This is a genomic window from Thiomonas sp. FB-Cd, assembly GCF_000733775.1.
GTDB lineage: Bacteria > Pseudomonadota > Gammaproteobacteria > Burkholderiales > Burkholderiaceae_C > Thiomonas_A.
The window spans coordinates 1218905-1245106 of record NZ_JPOE01000005.1 but is presented as its reverse complement, the minus strand read 5'-3'; the positions used below and the strand labels follow the sequence as shown (position 1 = coordinate 1245106).

Sequence of the window (26202 nt, the reverse complement as noted above, 5' to 3'; positions counted from 1 at the left end):
CCATGCATCGATTGACCGTGCCACCGCGCGCCCTATGGACGGCTCTTGCAGCAGCGCTGCTGGTCGGCTGCACCACGGTCGGGCCCAACTTCAAGTCGCCGGCGCCGCCTGCAGTCGACAGCTACACGCGTGCGCCTTCGCCCACGGCCACTGCGTCGGCGCCCGTGGCCCTGGGCTCGGCGCAGCGTCTCGCTGCGGCCCCGGCGGTTGCAGCGGACTGGTGGCGTGCGTTCGGATCGGAGAAGCTTGATGCACTTGTCGCGCGGGCCCTCGACAACAGCCCGACCTTGGCTGCGGCTGAGGCCACGCTGCGCCAAGCACGCCAGACCTATGAAGCGCAAGCCGGCTCCACCCTGTACCCCACGCTGAATGGCAAACTTGGTGCCAGCCGCAATGAAATCAATGCGGCCAGCCTGGGACAGAGCAGCTCACGGCAAACGATTTATAACCTGTATAACGCTGGCGTCGCCGTCAACTACAACCTGGATTTGTTCGGCGGCAATCGGCGCGCGCTGGAGGCGCTGGCGGCACAGGCGGACTATCAAAGCTTCCAGCTTGCAGGCGCGCGTCTGACTCTGGCCGGAAATGTCGTCACCACCGCCTTTGGCCAAGCCCAGGTCGCTTCCCAATTGCAGGCGACGCAAGCCATCCTCAAGGCGCAGCAAGCGCAACTCGACATCGCGCGCAAGCGCTTTGAGCTCGGCGCGGCCGCGCGTGCCGACGTGCTCACCCTCCAGACCCAGACGGAGCAAACCCGCGCCACCTTGCCAGCATTGCGCAACAAGCTGGAGCAGGCCGACCACCTCCTGGCGGTCTTGATTGGCCAGGCGCCGGGGGCGACGGATATTCCGCACTTCGCACTCGCTGACTTCACTCTGCCTGGGCAGTTGCCGGTCGTCATACCCTCCGAGCTGGTGCGCCAGCGGCCCGACATCCAGGCGTCCACAGCCTTGCTGCATGCCGCCACCGCGCAGTACGGTGTGGCCATTTCGAATCTGTATCCGCAGATCAACCTCAGCGCGAGCTTTGGTACGCAGGCGCTCACGACCGGCGCACTCTTCGGCCCCGGCTCGATGGTCTGGAACCTGGCGGGGCAATTGGCCCAGCCGCTATTCAATGCGGGCCTGAAGTCCGGTGCCAGCGCAGCGCAGGCCAGCTTGCAGGCGGCGGGCGCAAACTACCAGCAAACCGTACTGCAAGCACTGCGCAACGTGGCCGACGCACTGCGTCAGCTCGAAAACGACTCCCAGGCCCTCCAAGCCCAAGCCGCGGCTGATCTGGCTGCCCAAGAGTCGCTCAAGCTCGTCGAGCAGCAGTACCAGCTTGGCGCCGCCAGTTACCTGCAGCTGCTCACGGCACAACAACAGGCGCAGCAAACCCGCATCAGCCTCATCGCAGCGCAAGCAGCCCGGCTCGCCGATAGCGCCGCCCTCTATCAGGCCATGGGCGGCGGCGTGCTGACCACGTCGACGGCTGCCGCGGGTGCGCCCTCGATGCCTGGTGCGGCGCAGCAAGGCGGCCCATCTCAACCCTGAGTTTTGTTCGATCAGGTCGCCGCAAAGGCAGCGACCTGATCTTGACTTTTTTACGCGATCAGAAAGAAGACGGAGTGAGCAATGACTAAGGGCACCACCAAACGCATGATCATCATGCTTATCATCGCCGCCATCGTTCTCGGCGGGGTGGTGTGGTTTCAGAGCTTCAAAAGCACCATGATCGCCAAGGCGATCAAGGGCATGGCCAACCCGCCGCAGACGGTATCGACCACGGTGGCACGGGAATCGAGCTGGCAGCCGACGGTTGAGGCGCTGGGCAATCTCCGTGCAAGCCAGGAGGCCACGCTGAGCGCCGAGGTAAGTGGCTTGGTGACTGCCATTCACTTTGATTCGGGACAAAAGGTGCACGCCGGCCAGCCGCTGGTGGAGCTCAATCCCTCGCCATTGAAGGCGCAACTGGCACAGCTCGAGGCGCAGGCGGCACTTGCCCAGCTCAACCTCAAGCGTGACGAGGCTCAGCTCAAGGTGCAGGCGGTCAGCCAAGCCGTGGTTGATACCGATGCGGCTGCGCTCAAGAGCGCACAGGCGCAGGTCGCCGCGCAAAAGGCACTCATCGCCCAGAAAACCATCTCCGCCCCGTTTTCAGGGCAACTGGGCATCCGGCAAGTCAATCTGGGCCAGTACCTCGCCCCAGGAACGGCGACGGTCACGCTGCAACGGCTTGATCCCATGGAAATCGATTTCACCGTGCCGCAGAACCAGATCGACCTGATCCACCTCGGCATGAAGGCCCAGGTCGAAACGAGCGCGGCACCGGGGAAGGTCTTCGAGGCGACGGTCACTGCCATTGAACCCCAGGTCGACACGGCGACGCGCAACCTCAAGGTGCGCGCGCGCCTGCCCAATCCGAACGGAACCCTGCTGCCCGGGCTGTTTGCCACCGTGCGTGTTTCCGAAGGCCAGCCGCGCGACTACATCACCCTGCCCAATGCCGCCGTGTCTTACAACCCTTATGGTGCGACGGTGTTCGTGGTGAAGACGCACGGCAAAGGACCGAATGGCAAGCCGGCGCTCGTCGCCGAGCAGCGCTTCATCACAACCGGCCCAACCCGCGGTGACCAGGTGGCCGTGCTCAAGGGCGTGCAGTCAGGCGAGACGGTGGTGACCGCCGGGCAACTCAAGTTGCGCAATGGCTCGCCGATCCTGGTGAACAACTCCGTGGAGCCAGCCAACAGCCCGAACCCGCAGGTGCCCAACTCCTGATGGCAACCCGCAACGAGAACTGCGCATGAACAAGAAATTCACGGACATCTTCATCGAGCGCCCGGTGCTTGCCACCGTGGTCAGCCTCGTGATCCTGGTGCTGGGTTTGCGCTCGATGGGGCTGCTGCCGGTGCTGCAGTATCCCTACACGCAAAACGCCGTTGTCACGATCACCACCGCCTATCCCGGCGCCGATGCCAACCTTGTCGCCAGCTTTATCACCACACCGCTGGAAAACGCCATCGCCCAGGCCAATGGCATTGACGACATGACGTCGAGCAGTATCCAGGGTGTGAGCACCATCACGGCCAATTTGCGTCTGAACTATGACCCGGACAAGGCGCTTACCGAAATCAACACCAAGGTGAACTCGGTTCTCAACCAGTTGCCGCCGCAGTCGGAAAAGCCGGTGCTATCGGTGAGCATCGGCCAGACGATCGATGCGATGTACATCGGCTTCTACAGCAACGTCCTGAAGCCCAACCAGATCACGGACTATCTGATCCGCGCGGTGCAACCCAAGCTGCAGTCGATCAATGGCGTTCAGACGGCCGAGATCATCGGCGCGAAGAATTTTGCGCTTCGCGCCTGGCTGGACCCGGAGAAGCTTGCCGCGTACGGGCTTACGGCGGCCGATGTCTACAGCGCGCTGGCAGCCAATAACTACCTGGCCTCCACCGGCAGCACCAAAGGCCAGATGGTGCAGGTCAATCTGTCGGCGAACACGGACTTGAAGTCTTTGGACGGCTTCAAGAAGATGGTGGTCAAGTCCTCGAATGGACAGGTCGTGCGGCTGGACGATGTGGCCAACGTCACACTGGGTTCGGACGACTATGACACCTCGGTCGCCTTTGACGGCAAGACCTCGGTGTATGTGGGCATCCAAGTGGCTCCTGGCGCGAACCTCCTCGACGTCATCGCGCGCGTGCACAAGGCCTTCCCCGACATCCAGTCGCAACTGCCCGCGGGCCTGAATGGCGCGATCGTCTACGACTCGACCAAGTTCGTCAACGCCTCCATCGACGAGGTCATCAAAACCCTGTTTGAAGCCGTTCTCATCGTGAGCGCGGTGGTGTTCGTCTTCCTCGGCTCGCTGCGCTCGGTCATCATTCCGCTCGTCGCCATACCGCTTTCCATCATCGGGACCTTCACGGTGATGCTCGCGCTGGGCTACTCCATCAACCTGCTGACCCTCCTGGCCATTGTGCTGGCCATTGGACTGGTGGTCGACGACGCCATCATCGTCGTGGAGAACATCAGCCGGCACCTGGAAGAGGGCATGTCGCGCAGGGATGCCGCCGTGCGTGCGGCGCGCGAGCTGGCGAATCCCATCATCGCGATGGCCATCGTGCTGGTTGCGGTGTACGTGCCCATTGGCTTCATGGGCGGGCTGACGGGAGCGCTGTTCACCGAGTTCGCCTTCACGCTTGTCGGCACGGTGATCATTTCCGCCGTCATCGCGCTCACGCTTACGCCCATGCTGTGCTCGCACCTGCTCAAGGCTGCGAACCCCCAAAGCCACAGCTGGCAGGACCGGCTGGTGCTCTTCCTTGACCGCAGCTTTGACCGCCTGCACAAACGCTACGAGCGCACATTGCACGGCTCACTGGACTTCCTGCCGGTAACAGCCGTGCTGGCCATTCTCATCCTGGGCTCGATCTATTACCTGTACTCCACCTCGAAATCGGAGCTGGCGCCGCAGGAAGACCAGGGCGTGCTCATCTCCATTGCCTTCAACAATCCGACGGCGACCCTCAACCAGCGCCAGCTCTACGCCAACCAGGTTTACCAGGCCTACAAGACCTTCCCGGAAACCGACCACGTCTTCCAGCTCAATACGCCCACACAGGTCATTGGCGGCATGGTGTTGAAGCCATGGGATCAGCGGACCCAAACCGCCACCCAGCTCCAGCCGGTTTTGCAGCAGAAGCTGAATCACATTGCCGGCTCCCAACTCGCGGTCTTCCAGCCGCCCTCTTTGCCGGGTGCGCGCGGGCTGCCGATTCAGTTTGTGATTACCACGACCGAGCCTTTCAGCAAGCTTTACCAGGTGTCGCAAAAATTTCTGCAGGATGCGCAGAAGACGGGAAATTTCATGTTCCTGCAGTCTGACCTTCGCATCGACCTGCCTCAAACCAGCATCGAAATCGACCGCAATATGGCCGCGCAGCTCGGCCTGAGCATGCAATCAATTGGCAGCGCCCTTTCCGCCATGCTCGGTGGCGGGTACGTCAACTTTTTCGAGCTGGACGGCCGCGCCTACAAGGTGATCCCGCAAGTTGAGCAACGCTTCAGGCTCAACCCCGATCAGCTCAAGAACTACTACCTGCGCACGGCAAGCGGCGCCATGGTGCCCCTGTCCACCGTGGTCCACCTCAAGACCCGGGTTCAGCCTGAAACCATCAATCACTTTCAACAGGCCAATTCAGCCACCATCCAGGGCGTCGCCATGCCCTTCGTCGCCCAAGGCCAGGCGCTTGATGACCTCAAGCAGCTGGCGCAGCGCACCCTCCCCGAAGGTTACAGCTTTGACTACGCGGGGCCCTCACGCCAGTTCGTGCAGGAATCGGGCGGCCTGCTGCTGACTTTCGCCTTCGCCATCATCATCATCTTCCTGGCTCTCGCTGCACAGTTCGAGAGTTTCCGTGACCCCATCATCATCCTGGTGTCGGTCCCGATGGCCATTTCCGGAGCGCTGCTGTTCATCAACATCGGTGTCGGCCAAGCCACGCTCAACATCTACACGGAGGTGGGGTTGGTCACCCTCATCGGCCTCATATCCAAGCATGGCATCCTGATCGTGGAGTTCGCCAACAATCTGCAGCGCGAGGGCCGAAGCAAGCGCGAGGCCATCGAGCATGCTGCCGGCATGCGCTTGCGCCCGATTCTCATGACAACCGCCGCCATGGTTTTCGGCGTGATGCCACTCATCACCGCGAGCGGCGCTGGCGCCGTGAGCCGCTTCGACATGGGATTGGTGATCGCCACAGGCCTGTCCATTGGCACCCTGTTTACGCTGTTCATGGTCCCGGCGATGTACATGATGCTGGGCGCCGATCACAGTCACGAAGCCCGTGCGCAGAAGTTGCGCGACGATGAAGCTGCAGCGGCCGCTGCGCAGCAGGCAGCGTCGCACGGCGGCTGATCGATCGCTGCCGTGTGCGTGAGGGCCGGCACCGCACCGGCCTCACGCGCCTGGGCCTAGGGTTCAGAATCGCCCATCGCCCAGCGGTCGGCGCCAGCGCCCTTCACACCAGCCTGTCAAACGCTCGCTGCACGGCCTGGAGCTTGCGCCCGCTGCGACGCTCCCAGTCGGCCGCCTGATCATCATCGATCGGGCCGACGTGGAAGTAGCGGGCCTGCGGGTGTGCCAGGAAGAATCCGCTGACGCTCGCCGCCGGCAGCATGGCCCAGCTTTCGGTCAGCGACATGCCGATGTCGCCGGCGCCAAGCACGCGAAACATGTCGGCCTTCACCGAGTGCTCGGGGCAGGCCGGGTAGCCTGGCGCGGGTCGGATTCCGACATATTGCTCGGCGATGAGTTGCTCCAGGCTCAAATGCTCGGAGGAGGCGTACCCCCAAAAATCCGTGCGCACGCGCAGGTGCATCCACTCCGCCAGCGCTTCGGCCAAGCGGTCAGCCATGGCCTTGAGCATGATTGCGTTGTAGTCGTCGTGCGCGGCCATGTAGGCCTGAACGCGTGCGTCCACACCCAGGCCCGCAGTGACCGCGAACAGGCCGATGTGGTCTGGCGCAGAGCCCTTGGGGGCGATGAAATCAGCCAGCGCGAGATTGGGCCTGCGTACCCCGTCCACCACCGGGCGTTCGGTTTGCTGCCGCAAGCCCCACCAGGTCATCAACACCTCGCTGCGCGTGGCATCCGTGTAGACCTCGATATCGTCGTCGTCCACGGTGTTCGCCGGCCAAAGGCCGATCGCTGCCTGCGCCTGAAGCCAGCGCCCGTCGATGATTTTTTTCAGCATGGCCTGCGCATCTGCGTAGACCTGGCGGGCTTGCTCGCCAACGATGGCATCGCTGAGTATGGCAGGAAAGGGTCCGGCCAGATCCCAGGTCTGGAAGAACGGCCCCCAGTCGATAAAGCGCGCGGCTTCGGCCAAGTCGATGTTTCGGAACACACGCCGGCCAATGAATTTGGGCTCGGGCGCGACCGCCTCAGGCCAGTTCAGCACAAGCTTGTTGGCACGCGCCTCTTGCAGCGTGATCATCGCCGTCTGCTTCTTTCCTGCATGCTGCGCGCGAATGCGGTCGTAGTCAGCGCGGACCTGCGCGACAAAGGTCTCCGACTGCTCCGATAAAAGGCTTTGCGCGATGCCGACGCTGCGCGACGCATCGGGCACATAGACCACAGGGCCCTCATAATGCGGTGCGATCTTGACGGCAGTGTGCACCCTGCTCGTCGTGGCGCCACCGATGAGCAGAGGAATCTTCTTCACGCGGAAATAGTCGTCGCGCTGCATCTCGGTGGCAACGAACTGCATTTCCTCCAGGCTTGGCGTAATGAGGCCCGACAGGCCCACCACATCCGCACCTTCGACCTTGGCGCGCGCAAGGATCTCCTGGCAGGGAACCATGACGCCCATGTTGACGACGTCAAAGTTGTTGCACTGAAGCACAACCGTCACGATATTTTTTCCGATGTCGTGCACATCGCCCTTCACGGTGGCGATGACGATCTTGCCGCGCGGTTTGACGTCGCCCCCCGCAGCCTCGAGCAGGCGCTTCTCCTCCTCGATGAAGGGCAAAAGGTGGGCCACCGCCTGCTTCATCACCCGCGCGCTCTTGACCACTTGCGGAAGGAACATCTTGCCTTGGCCGAACAGGTCGCCCACGATGTTCATCCCGTCCATCAGCGGGCCTTCGATGACTGCCAGCGGGCGCTTGCCCTCGGCCGCAAAGCGTGCCCGCAGCTCCTCGGTATCCTCGGTGATGAAGTCGGTGATGCCATGCACCAGCGCGTGGCTTAGGCGCTGCTCCACGGCCTGCGCGCGCCAGGCATTGCGCGTTCCCTCGTCGCGCACGGTCCCCTTCACGCGCTCAGCCATTTCGACCAACCGCTCGCCTGCGTCCGGCCGGCGGTCAAGCACCACGTCTTCCACAGCCTCGCGAAGAGCCGGTTCGATCTCGTCGTACACACCCATTTGGCCGGCGTTGACGATGCCCATATCCATGCCGGCCCGGATGGCGTGGAAGAGAAACACGGTATGAATGGCCTCGCGCACCGCGTCGTTGCCACGAAACGAGAAGCTCACGTTGGAGACTCCGCCCGAGACCTTGGCGCCAGGCAAATGCGCCTTGATCCAGCGCACGGCCTCGATGAAGTCCACGGCGTAGTGGTTGTGCTCCTCGATCCCGGTCGCGATGGCGAAGATGTTTGGATCGAAAATGATGTCCTCGGGTGGGAAACCCACTTCATCGACCAAAATGCGATAGGCGCGTTCGCATATTTGAATTTTGCGTTCGTACGTGTCGGCCTGGCCCTGCTCGTCGAAGGCCATCACCACCGCTGCCGCCCCGTAGCGCCGCACAAGCCGCGCCTGGCGGCGAAACTCGGCCTCGCCCTCCTTCATCGAGATGGAGTTGACGATCGCCTTGCCCTGCACGCACCGCAGGCCGGCTTCGATCACGTCCCACTTCGAGCTGTCGATCATCACCGGCACGCGTGCGATGTCAGGCTCGGCTGCCATCAGGTTGAGAAATCGCACCATGGCTGCCTTGCTGTCGAGCATGGCTTCGTCCATATTGACGTCGACGATCTGGGCGCCGTTCTCCACTTGCTGCCGCGCCACGGCCAAAGCCCGATCGAATTCGCCAGCGAGAATCATGCGCGCGAACGCCTTGGACCCGGTGACATTGGTGCGCTCGCCAATGTTGACAAACAGCGAGCCGGGCCCGACCGCCAAAGGCTCGAGGCCCGCCAACATGAGGGGAGGCGGCAAAGTCTCCTGGCCAGGCATTGAGAGGGCGGGGTTGGTGGGCGTGTTCATGGATGGAGTTAGAGTGTGCAAGGCGGCTCGATCACAACATACGCGACTGGCCGCACAGGCGAGGCGCAGCGCCCCGTCGGCTGTGCTTGGCTTCGACTCGAGGTGGACCGCTTTCCTGATGCGAGAATGCGGACCATCGCCACCATGCATGGCCTCCAGCATTTTAGGCACCACCCCATGTCCTTGTTTCTGCGCGCCCGACCCCGTCTGTCTTCCCCCGCCCTGCGCGACTGGACGCCCCGCATCGTCGAGGTGCTTCTGAACATGCCCGCTTGGTTGCGCCTGTCCAAGGCGGAAGCCGGAATCCTGGCCGGATACATGGACATCCAGTTTGTGCCCGCCGGGATCGTGTTCATCCGGCAAGACGATCCCAGCCAGACCGATGGCATGATGCTGCTGCTTGATGGCGAAGTCAGCGTGGAAAAGAGCACGAGCCAACAATCGGACAGTCTGGTCGTGTCCATTGCGCAGCCCGGCGCGCTGCTCGGCGAGATGGGCATACTCAACGACGCTCCCCGTTCAGCCACTTGCGTGGCCTACACGGACGCGGTGCTCGCCCTGCTCACCCGTGAAGCCCTTGAGCGCTTGGTGCATGAGTTCCCGCTGGTGGGTGCCAAGCTCGCCCTGGGCATCGCCTCCAGGCTGGCCGAGCGTCTTCGCGCCACCTCAAGCAAATTGTCGACCCTGTCGCAGGTCACCGCGGCGATGCATCCCACGCTGGATGCTTCAACACTCGCTGGCGGTCTCAAGCGCAACAAGGCTCGGCGTCGCTGAGCCAAGCACAACCGGCCCGGGCGTTGCCCGACCTCGGCAACGTCGCAATCAAATCACTGGGATCTGGCGCCTGGCCGTGCGCTTTGGAAGGAGGCGGGCCATAGCCCGGTGCACACGCCGCCTTTGGGACGGCGCGCCCGTTCAAGGCTGAGCACGCTCCGGCCACCGGCACGCGGACCGATCACGCCGAACGCTTCGAGGCCAGCCGGCTGACGTCGCCAATGGCATCGGGATCGGCCAGCTCGATCGCGATCTGGGTGCACACCGTACGGCACAACTGCATCGCCTTTTCGCTCTGCACCTTGTAATAAATCTGGTTCCCCAGACGGCGCTTGGTGACGATGCCCGCGAGGTACAGCACCTTCAGATGCTGGGAAACGTTGGGCTGTGTCGAATGCACTGCATCGACGATGTCATTCACCCCCTTCTCCCGGTCGCAAATCGCATTCAGAATGCGCAGTCGCAGTGGAGTGGCCAGCACGCCGAACAACTCGGCTGCGGAGGTAAACACGCGCTGCGCCGCCTCATCATCCTGAACGGTCGGATAGGCAAGGAGCGACAGGGGATTGGGAAGTGCTGACATGGCAATGGTTCGCTGTTACGGGATGGAAACCGCCGGGAGAGCCGCTTCCGTGCGTTCGGGCTGCAACGTGCGCTGCATGGGGACAAGGATCCTTGAATTTCGCCCACTGAACGCCCTGCGCCCGGCTTGGGCATGGCACGCGCAGGGCCATTGGACCGCAAGACCGAGTTCATGGGTACTCGACACGCGCGCTCGCGCTTGACGCGTCGCCTAACCGTTCAGCGCCCCGGCACGGTCGAGCGCCTCGACCACGACGGAGCGCGGGACCAGTCGCGCAACGGGCTTCGCGATGTCCTCGAGCAGCACGAACTGGATCTGCCCACCGGAGCCCGCGCGGTCAACAGGCAGAAGATCGAGCCAGCGACCCGCGGCGACTTGAGGCGGCTGCGTGGGCAACGCGCAGCGATGCAGCAATGCGCGCAGGCGCTGAGCGCTCGCTTCCGACTGCACGCCGAGGTCTTGCCCGATCGCGGCAGTGAGCCACATACCCAAGCCTACGGCCTCGCCATGCAGGTACTGGCCGTAACCCAGGATGGATTCAATGACCCGGGCCAGCGCCATTCCGAAATCCAGGGATGAAGGCGAGCGTCGCTGCACGCGATCCTGGGCTTCGATGGATGCGCGCAGCTCGGGTATGCGCTGCACGACATGGGTGACGGACTGTTGCTGCCGGGCGAGCAACTCCTCAATATGGCCTTCCAGCCAACTGAAAAAGTCGGCGTCAGCGACCGCGGCGCACTTGACGACCTCGGCCAAACCGGCCGAAATTTCCCGGGGTGACTCCTCCCGCGACTGCAACACGGAGCGCAAGCCTTGCCCAAGGCGCGCAAACGGTGATGCCCGGCGCGTCGGCGCGCCCTGCGGTGCGGCCGCTTCGGCCGGCACGGCCGCCGTTTGGCGCAGGCCGCCACTCACCGAATGCGCGGCATTCAGTTCTGCGCGCTGGGCAATGAAACCCAATTGCTGCAAGTGCCCAAACGAAGCAGCGCTCAGGTCGTTGCTATTGAGCAACGCCATCAATTCTTGATCGCTCTTGGTCCCGTCGATGAGCAAGAGGAGATTGCGCAAAGCTCGACTGAGCTCAGGCTGACGGGTGCTGAGCACTTGGCGGCCAGCAGGCGTTTTCTCATAGATGACAGGCATTAGGCCATCCTCAGAGGGCAGAGGCGCAAGGGCGATTGGGAGGAACGGTGACCCTGCGCATTGTTCCGGGAGATCGCCGCCTTCGGTGCGACCAAATGTAACCTTCAGAGGGGCCTTGAGTCCTCCCACCGCGCCATGGCCGCGCTACGACTGCTGCGCGTAAAACGGCCCACGGCCTGAAAGCAGGCGGGGTTTCTCGTGGCCGACCGCGCGGCCAATGGCGACTATATGTTCCGGTGTGGTTCCGCAACACCCGCCGACGATGTTCACAAGCCCTTCGGCGGCGAACTCATGAAGCAGGCGCGAGGTGACCTCCGGGGTTTCGTCAAAGCCGGTATCGCTCATCGGGTTGGGAAGCCCGGCATTCGGATAGCAGGAAATGTAGGTATCGCCTGCCACCTTGGCCAACTCCTGCAGATAGGGGCGCATCAGCGCTGCGCCCAAGGCGCAGTTCAGACCGACTGCCAGCGGCTGGGCGTGCCGCACGCTGGCCCAGAATGCTGGCACGGTCTGGCCTGACAAGATGCGCCCGGAAGCGTCGGTCACGGTGCCGCTGATGATGATCGGCAAGCGCTCACCGCTGCTCTCGAACCATTCATCGATTGCGAACAGGGCTGCCTTGGCATTCAAGGTGTCGAAAATCGTCTCGACCAGAAACAGGTCCACGCCTTCTTCCCCCAACGCCTTTGCTTGCTCGTAGTAGGCCGCGCGCAGTTGCTCGAACGTGACGTTGCGCGCGCCGGGGTCGTTGACGTCGGGGCTGATGCTGGCCGTCTTGGGCGTGGGCCCCAAGGCACCGGCCACGAAACGTGGCTTGTCGGGCGTGCTGTGCGCGTCGGCCGACGCGCGTGCAATGCGCGCCGCAGCGCGGTTGAGTTCATCCGCGAGATGGGCCATCCCATAGTCGTCCTGCGCGATCGCGGTCGCGCCGAAGGTGTTGGTCTCGACAATGTCCGCCCCGGCGGCAAAATAACCGTCATGAATGTCACGGATGATCTGCGGCTGGGTGATGTTGAGCAACTCGTTATTGCCTTTCACGTCCCGCGGCCAATCCTTGAACCGCTCCCCTCGGTATTGAGCCTCGGAGAGCTTGAGGCGCTGGATCATCGTGCCCATGGCGCCATCAAGGATGAGGATGCGCTGGCGCAGGAGCTCGGGCAATTGCGCGGCGCGGGAATAGGCGGGATGGTTGGAGAGCATCGGATCATTGTAGAAAGCAGAACGTGAAGCGCGCACGCGGCACACCCGCGCTTTGTACAAGGCAAACGCGACCCAGCGCCCAAGGGGCGCCAGGTCAAAGGGTCGCCGCGCATCACGGCGCACACACCTTGCGGCGCATCGGCTGAGTCGGCCCAACCCAACCCAACGCTACGCCTGCGCCAGGCGTGGGCCATTGATGCGGAGCGCGTCGATGGTGAGCGCCCAAGCCGTCGTCGGGGCCCTGGCCCTAGCTCGTCCATGCCCGAGCCAGGGCGGGCAATCGCCGGCGCGCGCTGAAGGCCGCGATGGCGATGGGAAGGCGCAGCGCAGGATTGACGCACCTTGCGACTGAGCGGGGGCGCCCCTTCAACCCGCGCCGCCCCGGGGGAAACCCCGCTTCCTACAATGCACGTTTTGGTCTGCGCCATGAATGCTCCACAAGATTTGCTACCGAACGTGCCCGCGCCAATGCCTGAGGCAGCCCTTCCCGCCAGCTTGGCGCATCTCGAGCCGCCGGCACGCCTGCGCGAGATTCCCTACAACTACACATCGTTTTCCGACCGCGAGATCGTCATTCGCCTGCTTGGAGCCGATGCCTGGGTCTGGTTGGACCAGCTACGCCAGGAGCGGCGAACCGGACGCAGTGCACGCATGCTCTATGAGGTGCTTGGGGACATCTGGGTTCTTCGGCGCAATCCGTATCTGCAGGACGACCTTCTGCACAGCGTCAAGCGCCGGCGCGCACTGATCGACGCACTCTGGCACCGCCTGCGTGAGATCGACAAGCGCCGAAGCACCGCGGACGCGGCCGACGCGCAGAGCGCAGCGCGCGATGCGCTGGTTGTGCAGCTGCTCGAGCGAGCGCGCGCAGCGGTATCCGCCTTCGCCCTCTGGTTTGACGAGGTGGCAGCGCTGCGGCGACGCGCCCTGCGCGATCTCTCCCGCTTGACCAAACGTGACAACATTCGTTTCGACGGCTTGGCACGGGTCTCGCATATGACCGACGCCACCGACTGGCGCGTCGAGGTCCCGTTTGTCGTGCTTTGTCCCGATACCGAGGCCGAGATTGCGCCCATCGTGCGGGCCTGCGTCGAGCTGGGCCTGACCATTGTGCCGCGCGGTGGCGGCACCGGCTACACCGGTGGCGCCGTGCCGCTTGTCTGGAAGAGCGCGGTGATCAACACCGAGAAGCTGGAAGACCTGGGGCCGGTTGAGCACCTCGCACTGCCCGGAGTCGCCCAGCCCGTGGCCACGATTCGCGCCGGCGCCGGGGTCGTCACCCAACGCGTCGCCGACGCAGCCGATCGCGCCGGTTTGGTCTTCGCGGTGGACCCGACCTCGGCGGATGCATCGTGTATTGGCGGCAACATCGCCATGAATGCGGGCGGCAAAAAGGCCGTGCTCTGGGGAACCGCCATCGACAACCTGGCTTGGTGGCGGCTGGTGGACCCGCAGGGCCGCTGGGTGGAAGTCACGCGCCTGGACCACAATTTGGGAAAGATTCACGATGCAGAGGTGGCGCGCTTCAAGGTCGAGACCTTCGCATCGGACAGCAGCACGCTGCTGAGCACGGAGGTGCTCGAGATTCCAGGCAGCCGTTTCCGCAAGGCCGGCTTGGGTAAGGATGTGACGGACAAATTCCTGGCGGGGCTGCCGGGCATTCAGAAGGAAGGCTGTGACGGGCTCATCACCAGCGCGCGCTGGGTTCTGCACCGCATGCCGCCGCATATACGCACCTTTTGTCTGGAGTTCTTCGGCCAGGCGCGGGAAGCGATTCCCAGCATCGTGGAGATCAAGAACTATTTGGAAGCCCGCCCCGGCGGTGCCATCCTGGCGGGACTTGAGCACCTCGACGAGCGCTACCTCAGAGCCGTGGGCTACGCACCCAAGAGCAAACGTGGCCTCTTTCCGAAAATGGCGCTGTTTGGTGACATCGTCGGGGAGGACGATGAGGCGGTCGCCCGCGCCACCGCCGACGTGGTGCGCATGGCCAACGCGCGCGTGGGCGAGGGGTTCGTGGCCGTGAGCGCGGAGGCACGCAAGAAATTCTGGCTGGACCGCAAGCGCACCGCGGCCATCGCACGCCATACCAATGCCTTCAAGATCAACGAGGATGTGGTGATTCCGCTGCCGCGCATGGGCGAGTACGTGGACGGCATCGAGCGCATCAATATCGAGCTTTCGCTCAAGAGCAAGCTGCAACTCACCGCCGAGATTGATCGCTTCCTGCGTGGGCGACTGCCCCTGGCCAAGAACGAGGAGCTTGGCGAGGGCGAAGCCCCGGTCGCGACCAGCGAGCTGGAAGCGGCGCGTGCTCAGGCTCTGGAGCAGGTAGCGCGCACGCATGAGCGCTGGAGTTTTCTGCTGCAGGAACTGGATACGCCGCTGTCTCAGGCGTTGCCGCATTTTGCGCAGCATGGTCTCGATGCGGCGAGCACGGCTGCCATGCAGATGCTGCACCGGACCCCGCGCGCGCAAGTCTTCAATCTCCTGCAGGAGCACAGCCTGCGCGCTTCGTGGAAAGCGGAAATCCGCAAACCTCTGCATGCGATTTTTGCCGGCGGTGCCTTCGAGCCCCTGCGCCGCGAGCTCAATGCCATTCATGCGCGCGTGCTCAAAGGCCGTGTCTGGGTGGCGCTGCACATGCACGCAGGCGACGGCAACGTGCACACCAACATCCCGGTCAATTCGGATGATTACCTCATGCTGCAGGCGGCACATGACGCTGTTGCCCGCATCATGGCGCTCGCGCGCAACCTCGATGGCGTGATCTCGGGCGAGCACGGCATTGGCATCACCAAGCTGCAATTCCTGACCGAGGCCGAAATCGGGCCCTTCCGCGACTACAAGCGGCGCGTGGACCCCGAGGGGCGTTTCAACAAGGGCAAGCTGCTGGACGATCCGCAACTCCCCGCCGATCTCACCAACGCCTACACGCCGAGCTTCGGGCTGATGGGGCACGAATCGCTGATCATGCAGCAAAGCGACATCGGCGCCATATCCAACTCGGTGAAGGACTGCCTGCGCTGTGGCAAGTGCAAGCCGGTGTGCGCCACCCATGTGCCGCGCGCCAACCTGCTTTACTCACCGCGCAACAAGATTCTCGCCACGTCTTTGCTGGTTGAGGCCTTCCTGTATGAGGAGCAAACCCGACGCGGCGTAAGCATCAACCACTGGGAAGAGTTCGAGGACGTGGCCGACCACTGCACCGTCTGCCATAAGTGCCTTGCTCCCTGCCCTGTGGACATTGATTTTGGCGACGTGTCCATGAACATGCGCAATCTGCTGCGCAAGATGGGCAAGAAGCGTTTCAACCCGGCCAGCGTGGCGGCCATGTTCTTCCTCAACGCAACGGACCCCCGCACCATCAAGGCAGCGCGCCTGGGGCTGATCCAGTGGGGCTACAAGGCGCAGAACGTGGGTGTGCGGCTTTTGCGCCGTATCGGCCGGAAGCAAACGGCTGCCCCCCCGCCAGCACCGGCAAGCCCGCCATGCGCGAGCAGGTGATCCATTTCATCAACAAGCCCATGCCGGGCGGCTTGCCGAAGAAGACGGCACGCGCCCTCCTGGACATCGAGGACAAGGACTTCGTCCCCATCATCCGCAACCCTGCCACGACCACGGTCGATTCCGAAGCCGTCTTCTATTTCCCCGGCTGTGGGTCCGAGCGCTTGTTCAGTCAGGTGGGGCTGGCCACACAGGCGATGCTATGGAACGTGGGTGTACAAACCGTCCTGCCGCCGGGCTACCTGTGTTGTGGCTACCCGCAACGCGGCGCGGGGCAGTATGACAAGGCGGAAAAGATCATCACCGATAACCGTGTCCTGTTTCACCGCGTGGCCAATACGCTCAACTACCTGGACATCAAGACCGTCGTGGTGAGCTGCGGCACCTGCTACGACCAGCTGCAGGGCTACAAGTTCGAGGATATCTTTCCCGGTTGCCGCATTGTCGATATCCACGAGTTCCTTCTGGAAAAGAACGTGACCCTGCCGCAAGGCGACACGGCGTATCTCTACCACGACCCTTGCCACAGTCCGATGAAGCAGCAGGACCCGATGAAGACGGTCAAGGCATTGCTCGGCAATGGCGTGCGCAAGAGCGAGCGCTGCTGCGGCGAAAGCGGAACCCTCGGGGTGGCGCGGCCGGATATTTCCACGCAGGTTCGCTTCCGCAAGGAGGAGGAGCTGCGCGCTGACGAGGCTGCCCTGCGCGCGCAGGGGCATACCGGTGATGTCAAGATCCTCACGTCCTGTCCCAGTTGCCTGCAAGGTCTCGGGCGCTATCGTGACGACTTGCAAAGCGGCCTGCTGACAGCTGACTACATCGTCATCGAGATGGCGCGCCACATCCTCGGCGAGGAATGGATGGCGAAATACGTGCGGGCAGCCAATGCCGGCGGAATCGAAAGAGTCCTTGTGTAGGCGGCTGTGGGGGCCCGCACACCCCCATAGCGGTTGATCGCGCGCGGAGGCGGGGTGCCGATGCACCCCCGCCTCGCGGCTTGGCCTACGTGCACGCACCGCGCGATTCGGATCGAACTCCGGGAACAGGCAGGATCGGGCGACGTGATGCGCGATGGAGTCCAGCCATGCGTCCCGCTTGCGGCCGCCGACCTTCCACGCGTGACGCGCAATCGATCCTGGCAAGAGCATGATCCTGCCCGACGCAACCGCGGGAGCGACGCCACGCTTCCTTGACCCATAGGCAACAAAGCCGCTCGCCCATGAGGGCGGTGTTTGTTGCGCAACCGGCTGAATCCAAAACACGAGTCGTGGCGTTGATGAGAGCAGGGCCGCGCGCGCACGGATGCCGAAGCGGCCTGTTAGCCCACCATTTGCCAAGGACACGATCATGAACATCACCTCGCATGCAGCCTCCCCCGAACTCTCCCGTCGCACCTGGTTCAAGAAAGGCGGACTGTTTGTCGCCGGCCTTACCGCGGCCTCGACCTTCGCGCTGCCGGCGCGCAGCTTTGCAGCTTCGATGTCCACCGAAGGAGACATCAAGATGCTCAATATTGCCCTGGGGCTGGAATATCAGGCGATAGCCGCGTACCAGGTCGGCGCCGAGTCCGGCCTGCTCAACAAGCCTGTGCTGGCTGTTGCCGTGGGATTTCAGGGCCAGCACAAAGCGCATGCCGGGGTTCTGGAATCCACCGTCACCAAACTGGGCGGCACACCGGTCGAGGCGATGCAGCCGGCCCAATACAACTTTCCCACCAACGCGTTGAAGAGCCAAGCCGACGTGTTGCGCTTCGCCGCCGGTCTGGAGCAAGGTGCTGCCAGCGCCTACCTTGGAACCGTGCCGCAATTCCACAATCGGGATTTGGCGAAAGCTGCAGCCAGCATCCTCGGCGACGAGACCATGCACTGGGCGATCCTGCTCAACGCGTTGGGTGAGAACCCGGTTCCCGCGGCGTTCATCGCCTAAGCGAGCCCCGATCGACGCATTCCGGCCCGTGGCCGAGTTCCACTGGGGACTGCGTCGTCGCTTGTCTGCGGCCAGCCGCGCAGCCAGATGCGTTGCCGTTAAGATGCGATAACGCCCGAGCTCCGGGGCGGCCGCTCGGGGCCGCCGCGTCGGACCCCGGAGCGTGCTGTGCCGGGGCATCCCTGGCGCATCCTGCAACCTGCACGACATGCCACCTTCGAGACCCGACCTGGGAAAGCTCCTGGCTTACGCGGCGCTTGGCGACCATCAGGCGTTTGCCTCGGTGTATGACGCCACGCGGCGCCGCGCGTGGGCGATCTGTTTGCGTCTGCTGCGGGACCGGGCTCTGGCCGAAGACGCGCTGCAGGACGCTTACGTCAAGGTGTGGCACCAGGCTGCCAACTATCGGCCGGCGCAGGGCGCGGCTGAAGCCTGGCTGGCCACCGTGGTGCGCAACACTTGCCTGGACAAGTTGCGCGCCCTCAAGCGTGAACCCGTGGACAGCATGGATGCAATGCATATCCCCCTGGACCCGGCTGATGCCGCGCCCGGCCCTGAGCAGCAACTCGAACGCAGCATGTCGCATGGCTCGCTTGACCGCTGCTTCGGGCAACTCAAGGCGCAGCAACGCGAGCTCCTTACTCATTCCTACGTGATGGGCCTGTCCCACGGCGAGTTGGCCGCGCGCACGGGGATGGCCCTCGGCACGATCAAAACCATCATTCGCCGTGCGATCCTTTCCTTGCGTGCGTGTTTGGGGGAGGGTGCCACGCCATGACGCGCTATGAGCGTCCCGAACTTGCCGACCTTCTGGCTGCCGACTATCTGACCGGCGGCATGAGCGCTGCTGCGCGCCGCCGTTTCGAGACGCTGATCCAGGCGCACCCTGAACTGCGCACGGCGACGCAGCGTTGGCGCAGCCGGCTCGACGCCTGCCTGCTGGCGGAGGACGCGCCGGCTGCCGTTTGGACCGCGGTGCGCTCACGCACCGCGGTCGCTGACAAAGGCTCTCGCAGGGCCTCGGGTGTGCCCCTGCAGCCCGCCCGAGGCTGGGCGAAGCAGACGTGGCAGGCGCTGGCCCTTGGCCTTGGTGTGCTGGCCGCTTCGCTCCTGGTGTCCCTGGTCATGGTGGTACAACAGGTTGGCCCCGGCAAACCCACTGCGGCGCAAATGGCCGCGGTACTCAAGGGGCCTGATGGCCACAGTGCCGTGCTCACGGTGCACCGTGACCGCCTGGTCCTCACCGCCGTGGGACCAACGGCAACGCCGAGCGACAAATCGTTCGAGTTGTGGATGCTGCCCAAACAGGGCAAGCCTCAAGCGGTCGGGCTGGTGCAACTGCGCAGCTCTGACACCCTGAGTCTGCCTGCACCAGCACTGTTGGCGTTAGCCCAGGCCAAGGGGTTTGCCATTAGCCTGGAGCCGGCCGGCGGCTCACCCACCGGACAGCCCACAGGACCCGTCATCTACGTGGGCAATGTCGTGGCGATGACCCAATTGCGGCCGGGCGCACCGCATCTTGCCCCGGGTCAGGGCGGTGGTGATTTTTACGAATAGGCCAGCCATGCCGCAGCCTTGCGCCGTGCTGTCGGGTCGCGACGCTGCAGCCCCTTGCCCGTTGTGCGCCCAAACGGATCGGCTACCGGTTGTATGGAGCGGAGCATGGATGCGTCTGGTGCGAGCCGACGAGGCCCAGCACCCGGCTTTCTACCGCGTGATCTGGCAGGCCCATCGGGCCGAGTTCAGTGACCTGAGCGTCTTGGAGCGCAGTGCTTGCATGGACGCGGTGGTGCTCGTCGAGCAAGTCGTGCGCGAACATGTGGCGCCCGACAAGGTCAATCTCGCGACTTTGGGCAATGTGGTGCCGCATCTGCATTGGCACGTCATTGCGCGCTGGCACTGGGACACGCATTGGCCGCAGCCCGTGTGGGCCGCGCCGCAGCGAGCCGCTGACCTCAACCGGCTTGAAGCCGTGCGCTCGCTTATCCCCGATCTGGACACTGCATTGCGTGCGAAACTGCAGGAACGGTTTGGCTAACGCAGCCGAGGATCCAGGACGCCCATCGGCGCACCGGCTGGGCGCACCGTTTCCGCGCTGTTGCGCCCGACGATCAACCGCTTGCGCAGGCTCGCAGGGCTGAGCCTTTCCTGACCCGGCCCACAGGACCAAGCGTGCCGCGCATGCCGCTCAGATGACCCGCGAATAGCGTGGCGCCTGTAGCAGCGCAGCGGCGTCATGCAAATAGCGGTCGAACTGCATGGCCACGATGCGCACGAGCAGCCTTCCCTGGGGCGTCACGCGCAAGGTAAGTCCGTCGCGCTGCAGCAGCCCGGCTTCTTCCAAGGGGTGGAGGCGCTTGAGATCCGCAGCAAAATAAGTGGCCGCGTCCGGCACGCCATGGCGCTGCGCGAGGTCTTCCAGGTCGAGCGCGAAATCGCACATCAGGCGTTGAATGGCCTCGCGGCGCAGCAGGTCATCGTCACTCAGCGTCAGCCCCCTTTCGACGGGTAACTCGCCGGCCGATAGAGCTGCGCCGTACGCTTCCAGGGTCTTGGCATTCTGGATGTAGTGCCTGCCAAGCTTCGAAATTCCCGACACGCCGAAGGCGAGCAAGTCCAAGTCCGCCTGCGTGGAATAGCCCTGGAAATTACGATGCAGCTTGCCCTTTTGCTGGGCTTGCGCAAGCTCATCCGCGGGCAGCGCGAAATGATCCATCCCAATGTACACGTAGCCAGCATGGGCCAGGCGGCGGATTGCCAGCCCCAGGAGCACGAGCTTGGCTTGTGGCTCGGGTAGGTCGGCCTCATTGATGCGCCGCTGCGGTGTAAAGCGTTGCGGCAGGTGCGCATAGCTGTAAAGTGCGACGCGGTCGGGCCGCAGGTCGATGACCTTCTCCAGCGTTGCCGCGAAGTTGAAGGCGTTTTGCCGGGGCAGTCCGTAGATCAGATCGACGCTGACCGAGGCAAAGCCGTTGGCCCGCGCCGCATCGATGACCTCCTTCGTTTCCTCATAGCTCTGGATGCGATTGACCGCCTGCTGCACGGCGGGATCGAAATCCTGCACCCCGACACTCATGCGGTTGAAGCCCAGCGCGGCCAAGTGCGCCACGCGCTGCCTGCCAACCTTGCGCGGGTCAATCTCGATCGAGTACTCCCCTCCGGCTTGCAGCTCGAAGTACCGGCGCGTCACGTCCATCAGACGCGATGCCTCCTCGTCGCTCAGGAATGTGGGCGTGCCGCCACCCCAGTGCAGCTGCGAAACGGGCAAGCGCTGGCCGAGCAGCCCCGCCACCAACCCCATTTCCTGCTCGACCTGATCGAGGTAAGGTGCGCTGCGCGCGTGGTTTTTCGTGGGAATCTTGTTGCAGCCACAGTAGTAGCACAGCGTCTCACAGAAGGGAATGTGGACGTAAAGCGACAAGGGGGTGAGGGCAGCGCGGCCTCGCTCACGCAGAGCGGCCGCGTAATCGGCCGCTTGAAAGTCAGGGCGAAAGCGGTCGGCGGTTGGGTAAGACGTATAGCGTGGACCGGCCACGTCGTAGCGGCGGATCAGTTCGGGCTGGAAATCAAGGTTGGCTGGCATCATGGTGCGACTCGTCATCGTGGGCATGATGCGGGCTGGTGGGGGCGGTGGCTTTGATCTGGCGCAAGGACGCTGCGCATCGCGATCGGCACCATGGGACGGGCACAAATGATGCTTCGCAACAAAACAGCCCTAAGATGACAGTCCCTTTCATTCGGGCCCGCTGGGGGGAAAAGATCCGAAGCGGAGCGCAAATCATATGCAAGACACCGAAACACAACACAAGGGATCGTTGGCCGCTCTCAGCCTGGGCGCCCTGGGGGTTGTCTATGGCGATATCGGCACGAGTCCGCTGTACGCTTTCAAGGAGGCATTCAATCCCTCCCACGACCTTGGGTACAGCGTACCGAACATTTATGGCGTGCTGTCACTCATTTTTTGGGCGCTGACGATCATTGTCACGGTCAAATACGTGATGTTGGCGTTGCGCGCGGACAACGACGGCGAGGGCGGGATTCTGGCGCTCATGGCACTGGTCATGCGCCGCTATGCGCCGCGTACGCGCGGGCGCACCGTGGCTGTGTCCCTCGGCCTGATCGGCGCGTCGATGTTCTATGGCGACAGCATCATCACGCCCGCCATTTCGGTGCTCTCGGCGATCGAGGGCACGGCGGTGGCAACCCCAGTACTCAGCGATGCCGTGGTGCCCATCACGGTCCTCATCTTGATCGGTCTGTTTCTGGTGCAAAAGCGCGGCACGGCGCTGGTGGGCGCGTTTTTTGGGCCGGTCATGGTGGTATGGTTCGGGGTGTTGGGCATTTTGGGCTTGATCCAGATCGCGTCCAACCCGATGGTGCTGCTGGCGCTCAATCCCTGGTGGGGAGTGGATATGTTCATCCGCCATCCGGGGCTGGCGCTGTTCCTGCTGGGCGCGGTGTTTCTGACGCTGACCGGTGGCGAGGCCCTGTATGCCGACATGGGTCATTTCGGGCGCAAGCCGATCCGGGCGGCATGGCTGGGCGTGGTGATGCCGGGGCTGCTGCTGAATTACTTCGGCCAAGGCGCACTCGTGCTGACGCGCCCTGAGGCGGTGAAGAACCCGTTCTTCTATTTGGCGCCGGGTTGGGCGCTGTGGCCGCTGGTGATTCTGGCCGGCATGGCCACGGTCATCGCCTCGCAAGCGGTGATCTCAGGCGCCTATTCCATGACCACCCAGGCCATCAAGCTGGGCTATCTGCCGCGCATGACCGTGCTGTTCACGAATGAGCGCAACCAGGGGCAGATCTATGTGCCCTTCATCAACTGGATGCTGCTGATTTTCGTGGTCATTCTGGTGCTCGCCTTCCGCACCTCGGACAATCTGGCCGCTGCCTATGGAATTGCGGTGAACATCACCATGCTCACCACGACCGTGTTCTTATGGATGGTCGTACCGCAGCGCTGGGGGTGGAGCACGCGCCGCGCCAATCTCGCATTTGTGCCGCTGGCGCTGGTGGAACTGCTCTTCCTGGCCTCGAATTCCCTGAAGATCGACCACGGCGGCTGGTTTCCACTGGTTTTCGGCGCGGCCGTGTACACGATGCTGTCAACCTGGAAGCGCGGGCGCACCCTGCTCAAGCGCCAGTTGCAGGAGCACGCGCTGAACCTGAAGGATTTCGTGCACAGCCTGTCCACCTATCCACCAACCCGCGTCGAAGGCACAGCCATCTATCTCACCCCCGATGCCAACACGGTGCCACACGCACTTCTGCACAACCTCAAGCACAACAAGGTGCTGCACGAACGGGTGATCTTCCTGTCCGCACAAACCGCGGATGTCCCCCATGTACCGCCGGAGCAGGGCATTGAGCTCACGTCCATGGAAGAGGGCATCTACCTGTTGCATGTGAATTTCGGCTTCAAGGACGAGCCGGACATCCAGCGCTTGCTCAAGGATTGCGAGCGGTTTTTCGGGCTGGAGTTCCACTTGATGGAAACCTCCTTTTTCCTCGCGCGCCAAACCATCATCCCGTCCAAGATTCCGGGGATGGCGCTATGGCGCGAGGTGCTGTTCTCCTGGATGAGCCGCAACGCGCAGGATGCCTCCGACTACTTCCGGATCCCGCCCAACCGTGTCGTGGAGCTGGGCACGCAAATCGAGATCTGACCCGATGCGCGACAAGCCCGGCCGTTCAGCGCGGGGAAGCAAAGCGCGGATGCCACAGGCATCCTTGTTTGTCTTGAAGTGGCGCCGCATAAGCTGCACATTAAACCAGTCATGCAGCGACTCCAGGCGTTCAAGTTCGAGCTTCGTCCGAACGGCCCGCAGCAGCGCCAGATGCGCCGCTTCGCGGGCTCGTGCCGGGTCGTGTTCAATGAGGCGCTGGCGTTGCAAAGGGCCCGCCACGAGCGGGGTGAGAAAAAGCGCGGCTACGCCAGGCTGTGCAAGGAACTCACGGCATGGCGTAACGGGGCGCCGCTGCCTTCGGGGCGCGTCGCACCCTGGCTGGCCGAGGCGCCCGTGCATCCGTTGCAACAGGCGCTCAAGGATCTGGAACGCGCCTACACCAACTTCTTCGCCAGGCGCACGGACTTTCCGCGATTCAAGAAGAAGGGCCAGGGCGACAGCTTGCGCTATCCCGACCCGAGACAGATCAAGCTCGATGCAGGGAACAGCCGCATCTTCTTGCCCAAGCTGGGGTGGCTGCGCTATCGCAACAGCCGGGACGTTCTCGGTGCGGTGCGCAACGCCACGGTGAGTTTCAGCGCAGGCCAATGGTTTGTGTCGATCCAGACCGAGCGTGAGGTCGAGCAGCCGTTCCCGAGCGCCACCCGCGCCATCGGGATCGACGTGGGCATTGCCCGCTTTGCCACGTTCAGCGACGGTGCGTTTCTGCCACCGCTGAACAGTTTCAGGACGCACGCGGTGCGGCTTGCGCGGTACCAGCGGGCGATGAGCCGCAAGGTGAAGTTCAGCAAGAACTGGAGGAAGGCGAAGGCCAAAGTCACAAAACTCCACCAGAGGATCGGCAATGCCCGAGGCGACGCCCTGCACAAGGCCACGACCACGATCAGCCAAAACCACGCGATGGTGTGTATCGAGGACTTGCAGGTGAAGAACATGTCGCGCAGCGCTGCGGGCACGGCCGAGAGACCGGGCAGGAACGTTCGGGCCAAGCGCGGCCTGAACAGGTCCATCCTGGACCAGGGCTGGGCCGAGTTCCGCAGGCAACTGGACTACAAGCTGGCGTGGAGCGGCGGCTGTCTCATCGCTGTGCCGCCGCACAACACGAGCCGCACCTGCCCATGCTGCGGCCACATCGCGGCCGACAATCGCCGCACGCAGGCGCAGTTCAAGTGCGTCGCGTGTGGCTACGCGAATCATGCCGATGTTGTCGGCGCGCTCAACATCCTTGCTCGCGGGATGGAAATACTGCGAGACGAAGGGCAGGACACGGCGCACGCTTGTGCCGGGCGCAAGAGCGCAGCCCGGATCGCCTGTGAAGTGAGTGGAGCAGTCAGGCCGCCAGCAGCAGGAACCCGCCGAAGCGACTCAGGGACGGTTCAATGCCGCACCTGAGCGCCGTAGGAATCTCCGCCCTTCCCGCGCAAGCGGTGGCCGCAGACCAAGGGCGGGGAGGAAGTCAACTTCGGCAAAACCCGCGATGTGTGCGAAAGTCCACAACCTGCGGTCATTGCACAACTGTGAAGGCTTGCGTTGCGCCGATGGTCTGGCATGATTGCTGCTTGGGGTTGCATGCAGTTCGTGCTTTCCGGAGGTGCATCATGATTGCCGTTGCCGCGTACAAATCCGTCTATGCCGTCGACGAAGTCGAGCGCAAGCTCAAGAGCCTGCCGGCCGAGTCCCATGAACAGCTGCGGCACACCTACACGCGCATGATTGAGGCGGGTGGCCAGCGCCTGGCGATCAAGCCAGCGCAGTTGCCCGACATGGATGCCCTGCAGCAGGAACTGCCCAATTTCGGCGAGCCGCTGGAGGACATTCGTCGCGCTGTCGCTTTGGCCGTGGACAGCCGTGACGCCATCGAAGTCACTCCCATGCTGCTTCTGGGCGAGCCCGGGATCGGCAAGACGCACTTTGCGCGGCGGGTTGCCGCGCTTTTGGGCACGAGCTGGGCGCTCGCCCCAATGAATGCCCTGACTGCCGGGTGGATCCTCTCCGGCTCGTCGTCGCAATGGAAGGGGTCGCGCCCGGGCAAGGTCTTTGAAACCCTCGTGCAGGGCGAATTTGCCAACCCTGTGGTCGTGATCGACGAAATCGACAAGGCTGCCTCGAGCGTGCAATACGACCCGCTTGGCGCGCTGTACAGTTTGCTCGAGCATGACACGGCGCAGCATTTCACCGACGAGTTTGCCGAAGTGCCAATTGACTGCAGCGCTGTGGTGTGGGTGGCCACTGCGAACGACGCCTCGACCATCCCCGATCCAATCCTCAATCGACTCAACGTCTATGAGATCGACCCCCCGGATGAAGCGGGGCGACGCGCGATCGCGGCGCGGCTTTACCGGGACGTACGCGAGAGCCACGATTGGGGTGGCGTGTTCCCCGAGGCCCTTAGCGATTCCGCGCTCGATGCGCTTGCGCATGTGAGCCCGCGGGAGATGCGGCGCCTCGTCAATGGCGCCTTCGGCGCAGCGAAGGTGGCGGGTCGGCAAGAGCTCCTGCCGCAGGACTTCGCCCGCGCAAACGCACGACGGCGCGCACGCATCGGCTTTATGCAGTAACAGCTGCGCTTCGCCGCTGCAAAGCCCGGCACCTGGCGGGCGCAAGCACGAGGCGCT

The 26202-nt window shown here is 63.6% G+C and carries 16 protein-coding genes and 1 pseudogene; 12 read left to right on the top strand and 5 right to left on the bottom strand.

Features of this window, described 5'->3' with window-relative positions:
- The first annotated feature begins 2 nt into the window (after positions 1-2).
- The 3 genes from CD04_RS0119530 to CD04_RS0119520 all read left to right on the top strand — a co-directional run bounded on the left by CD04_RS0119530 (position 3) and on the right by CD04_RS0119520 (position 5904).
- Complete coding sequence (locus CD04_RS0119530) at positions 3-1535, top strand: efflux transporter outer membrane subunit (RefSeq protein WP_051849459.1); 1533 nt, start codon at positions 3-5, stop codon at positions 1533-1535.
- A gap of 81 nt (positions 1536-1616) precedes the next feature.
- The gene (locus CD04_RS0119525) at positions 1617-2759 is read left to right on the top strand and encodes an efflux RND transporter periplasmic adaptor subunit (RefSeq protein ID WP_031409843.1); all 1143 of its coding nucleotides are present in this window, start codon (positions 1617-1619) and stop codon (positions 2757-2759) included.
- Positions 2760-2784: 25 nt separating this feature from the next.
- Positions 2785-5904, top strand: a complete 3120-nt coding sequence (locus tag CD04_RS0119520; protein ID WP_031409841.1) for an efflux RND transporter permease subunit — start codon at positions 2785-2787, stop codon at positions 5902-5904.
- Positions 5905-6007: 103 nt separating this feature from the next.
- Here CD04_RS0119520 and metH read toward each other — a convergent pair whose 3' ends face one another.
- A complete protein-coding gene (gene metH / locus CD04_RS0119515) occupies positions 6008-8764 on the bottom strand; it encodes a methionine synthase (RefSeq protein ID WP_231480701.1) in 2757 nt (918 codons plus the stop codon).
- Between the two features lie 177 nt (positions 8765-8941).
- Here metH and CD04_RS0119510 point away from each other — a divergent pair, with 177 nt between their 5' ends.
- The gene (locus CD04_RS0119510; RefSeq protein WP_197033173.1) at positions 8942-9538 is read left to right on the top strand and encodes a cyclic nucleotide-binding domain-containing protein; all 597 of its coding nucleotides are present in this window, start codon (positions 8942-8944) and stop codon (positions 9536-9538) included.
- A 181-nt stretch (positions 9539-9719) separates the two neighbouring features.
- Here CD04_RS0119510 and CD04_RS0119505 read toward each other — a convergent pair whose 3' ends face one another.
- From CD04_RS0119505 to CD04_RS0119495, 3 genes are all read right to left on the bottom strand, one after another.
- Positions 9720-10121: a metalloregulator ArsR/SmtB family transcription factor gene (locus CD04_RS0119505; protein ID WP_038168583.1), complete on the bottom strand. Its 402-nt coding sequence runs from the start codon at positions 10119-10121 to the stop codon at positions 9720-9722.
- A 210-nt stretch (positions 10122-10331) separates the two neighbouring features.
- Entirely contained in the window at positions 10332-11264 is a 933-nt protein-coding gene (locus CD04_RS22815) for a hypothetical protein (RefSeq protein ID WP_051849457.1), read from the bottom strand.
- 144 nt (positions 11265-11408) lie between these two features.
- Entirely contained in the window at positions 11409-12464 is a 1056-nt protein-coding gene (locus CD04_RS0119495) for a homocysteine S-methyltransferase family protein (protein ID WP_031409829.1), read from the bottom strand.
- A 426-nt stretch (positions 12465-12890) separates the two neighbouring features.
- On the opposite strand from CD04_RS0119495, the pseudogene CD04_RS22310 reads away from it, so the two are divergent.
- The 5 genes and pseudogenes from CD04_RS22310 to CD04_RS0119470 all read left to right on the top strand — a co-directional run bounded on the left by CD04_RS22310 (position 12891) and on the right by CD04_RS0119470 (position 19935).
- Positions 12891-16888 (top strand): annotated as a pseudogene (locus tag CD04_RS22310) (DUF3683 domain-containing protein).
- A 430-nt stretch (positions 16889-17318) separates the two neighbouring features.
- Positions 17319-17897, top strand: coding sequence for a ferritin-like domain-containing protein (locus CD04_RS0119485; RefSeq protein WP_031409827.1), 579 nt, complete (start codon positions 17319-17321; stop codon positions 17895-17897).
- Positions 17898-18105: 208 nt separating this feature from the next.
- Entirely contained in the window at positions 18106-18675 is a 570-nt protein-coding gene (locus CD04_RS0119480; RefSeq protein WP_031409825.1) for a sigma-70 family RNA polymerase sigma factor, read from the top strand.
- Positions 18672-19454 carry an anti-sigma factor domain-containing protein gene (locus tag CD04_RS0119475; RefSeq protein WP_051849455.1) on the top strand — a complete coding sequence of 261 codons (783 nt, stop codon included), beginning with the start codon at positions 18672-18674 and terminating at the stop codon, positions 19452-19454. Before CD04_RS0119480 ends, CD04_RS0119475 begins: the two co-directional genes overlap by 4 nt.
- A 109-nt stretch (positions 19455-19563) precedes the next feature.
- Positions 19564-19935: an HIT family protein gene (locus CD04_RS0119470; RefSeq protein WP_231480700.1), complete on the top strand. Its 372-nt coding sequence runs from the start codon at positions 19564-19566 to the stop codon at positions 19933-19935.
- A 150-nt stretch (positions 19936-20085) separates the two neighbouring features.
- Here the strand turns inward: CD04_RS0119470 and hemN are convergent, their stop codons facing one another.
- The gene (hemN, locus tag CD04_RS0119465; RefSeq protein WP_038168914.1) at positions 20086-21498 is read right to left on the bottom strand and encodes an oxygen-independent coproporphyrinogen III oxidase; all 1413 of its coding nucleotides are present in this window, start codon (positions 21496-21498) and stop codon (positions 20086-20088) included.
- Between the two features lie 181 nt (positions 21499-21679).
- Between hemN and CD04_RS0119455 the strand changes: the two genes are divergently transcribed.
- The 3 genes from CD04_RS0119455 (at position 21680) to CD04_RS0119445 (ending at position 26145) form a co-directional block, all read left to right on the top strand.
- Positions 21680-23566, top strand: a complete 1887-nt coding sequence (locus CD04_RS0119455) for a potassium transporter Kup (RefSeq protein ID WP_031409816.1) — start codon at positions 21680-21682, stop codon at positions 23564-23566.
- Positions 23567-23677: 111 nt separating this feature from the next.
- Positions 23678-24979, top strand: a complete 1302-nt coding sequence (locus CD04_RS0119450) for an RNA-guided endonuclease TnpB family protein (RefSeq protein ID WP_031409814.1) — start codon at positions 23678-23680, stop codon at positions 24977-24979.
- Between the two features lie 206 nt (positions 24980-25185).
- Complete coding sequence (locus CD04_RS0119445; protein ID WP_038168582.1) at positions 25186-26145, top strand: AAA family ATPase; 960 nt, start codon at positions 25186-25188, stop codon at positions 26143-26145.
- Positions 26146-26202: the final 57 nt, after the last annotated feature.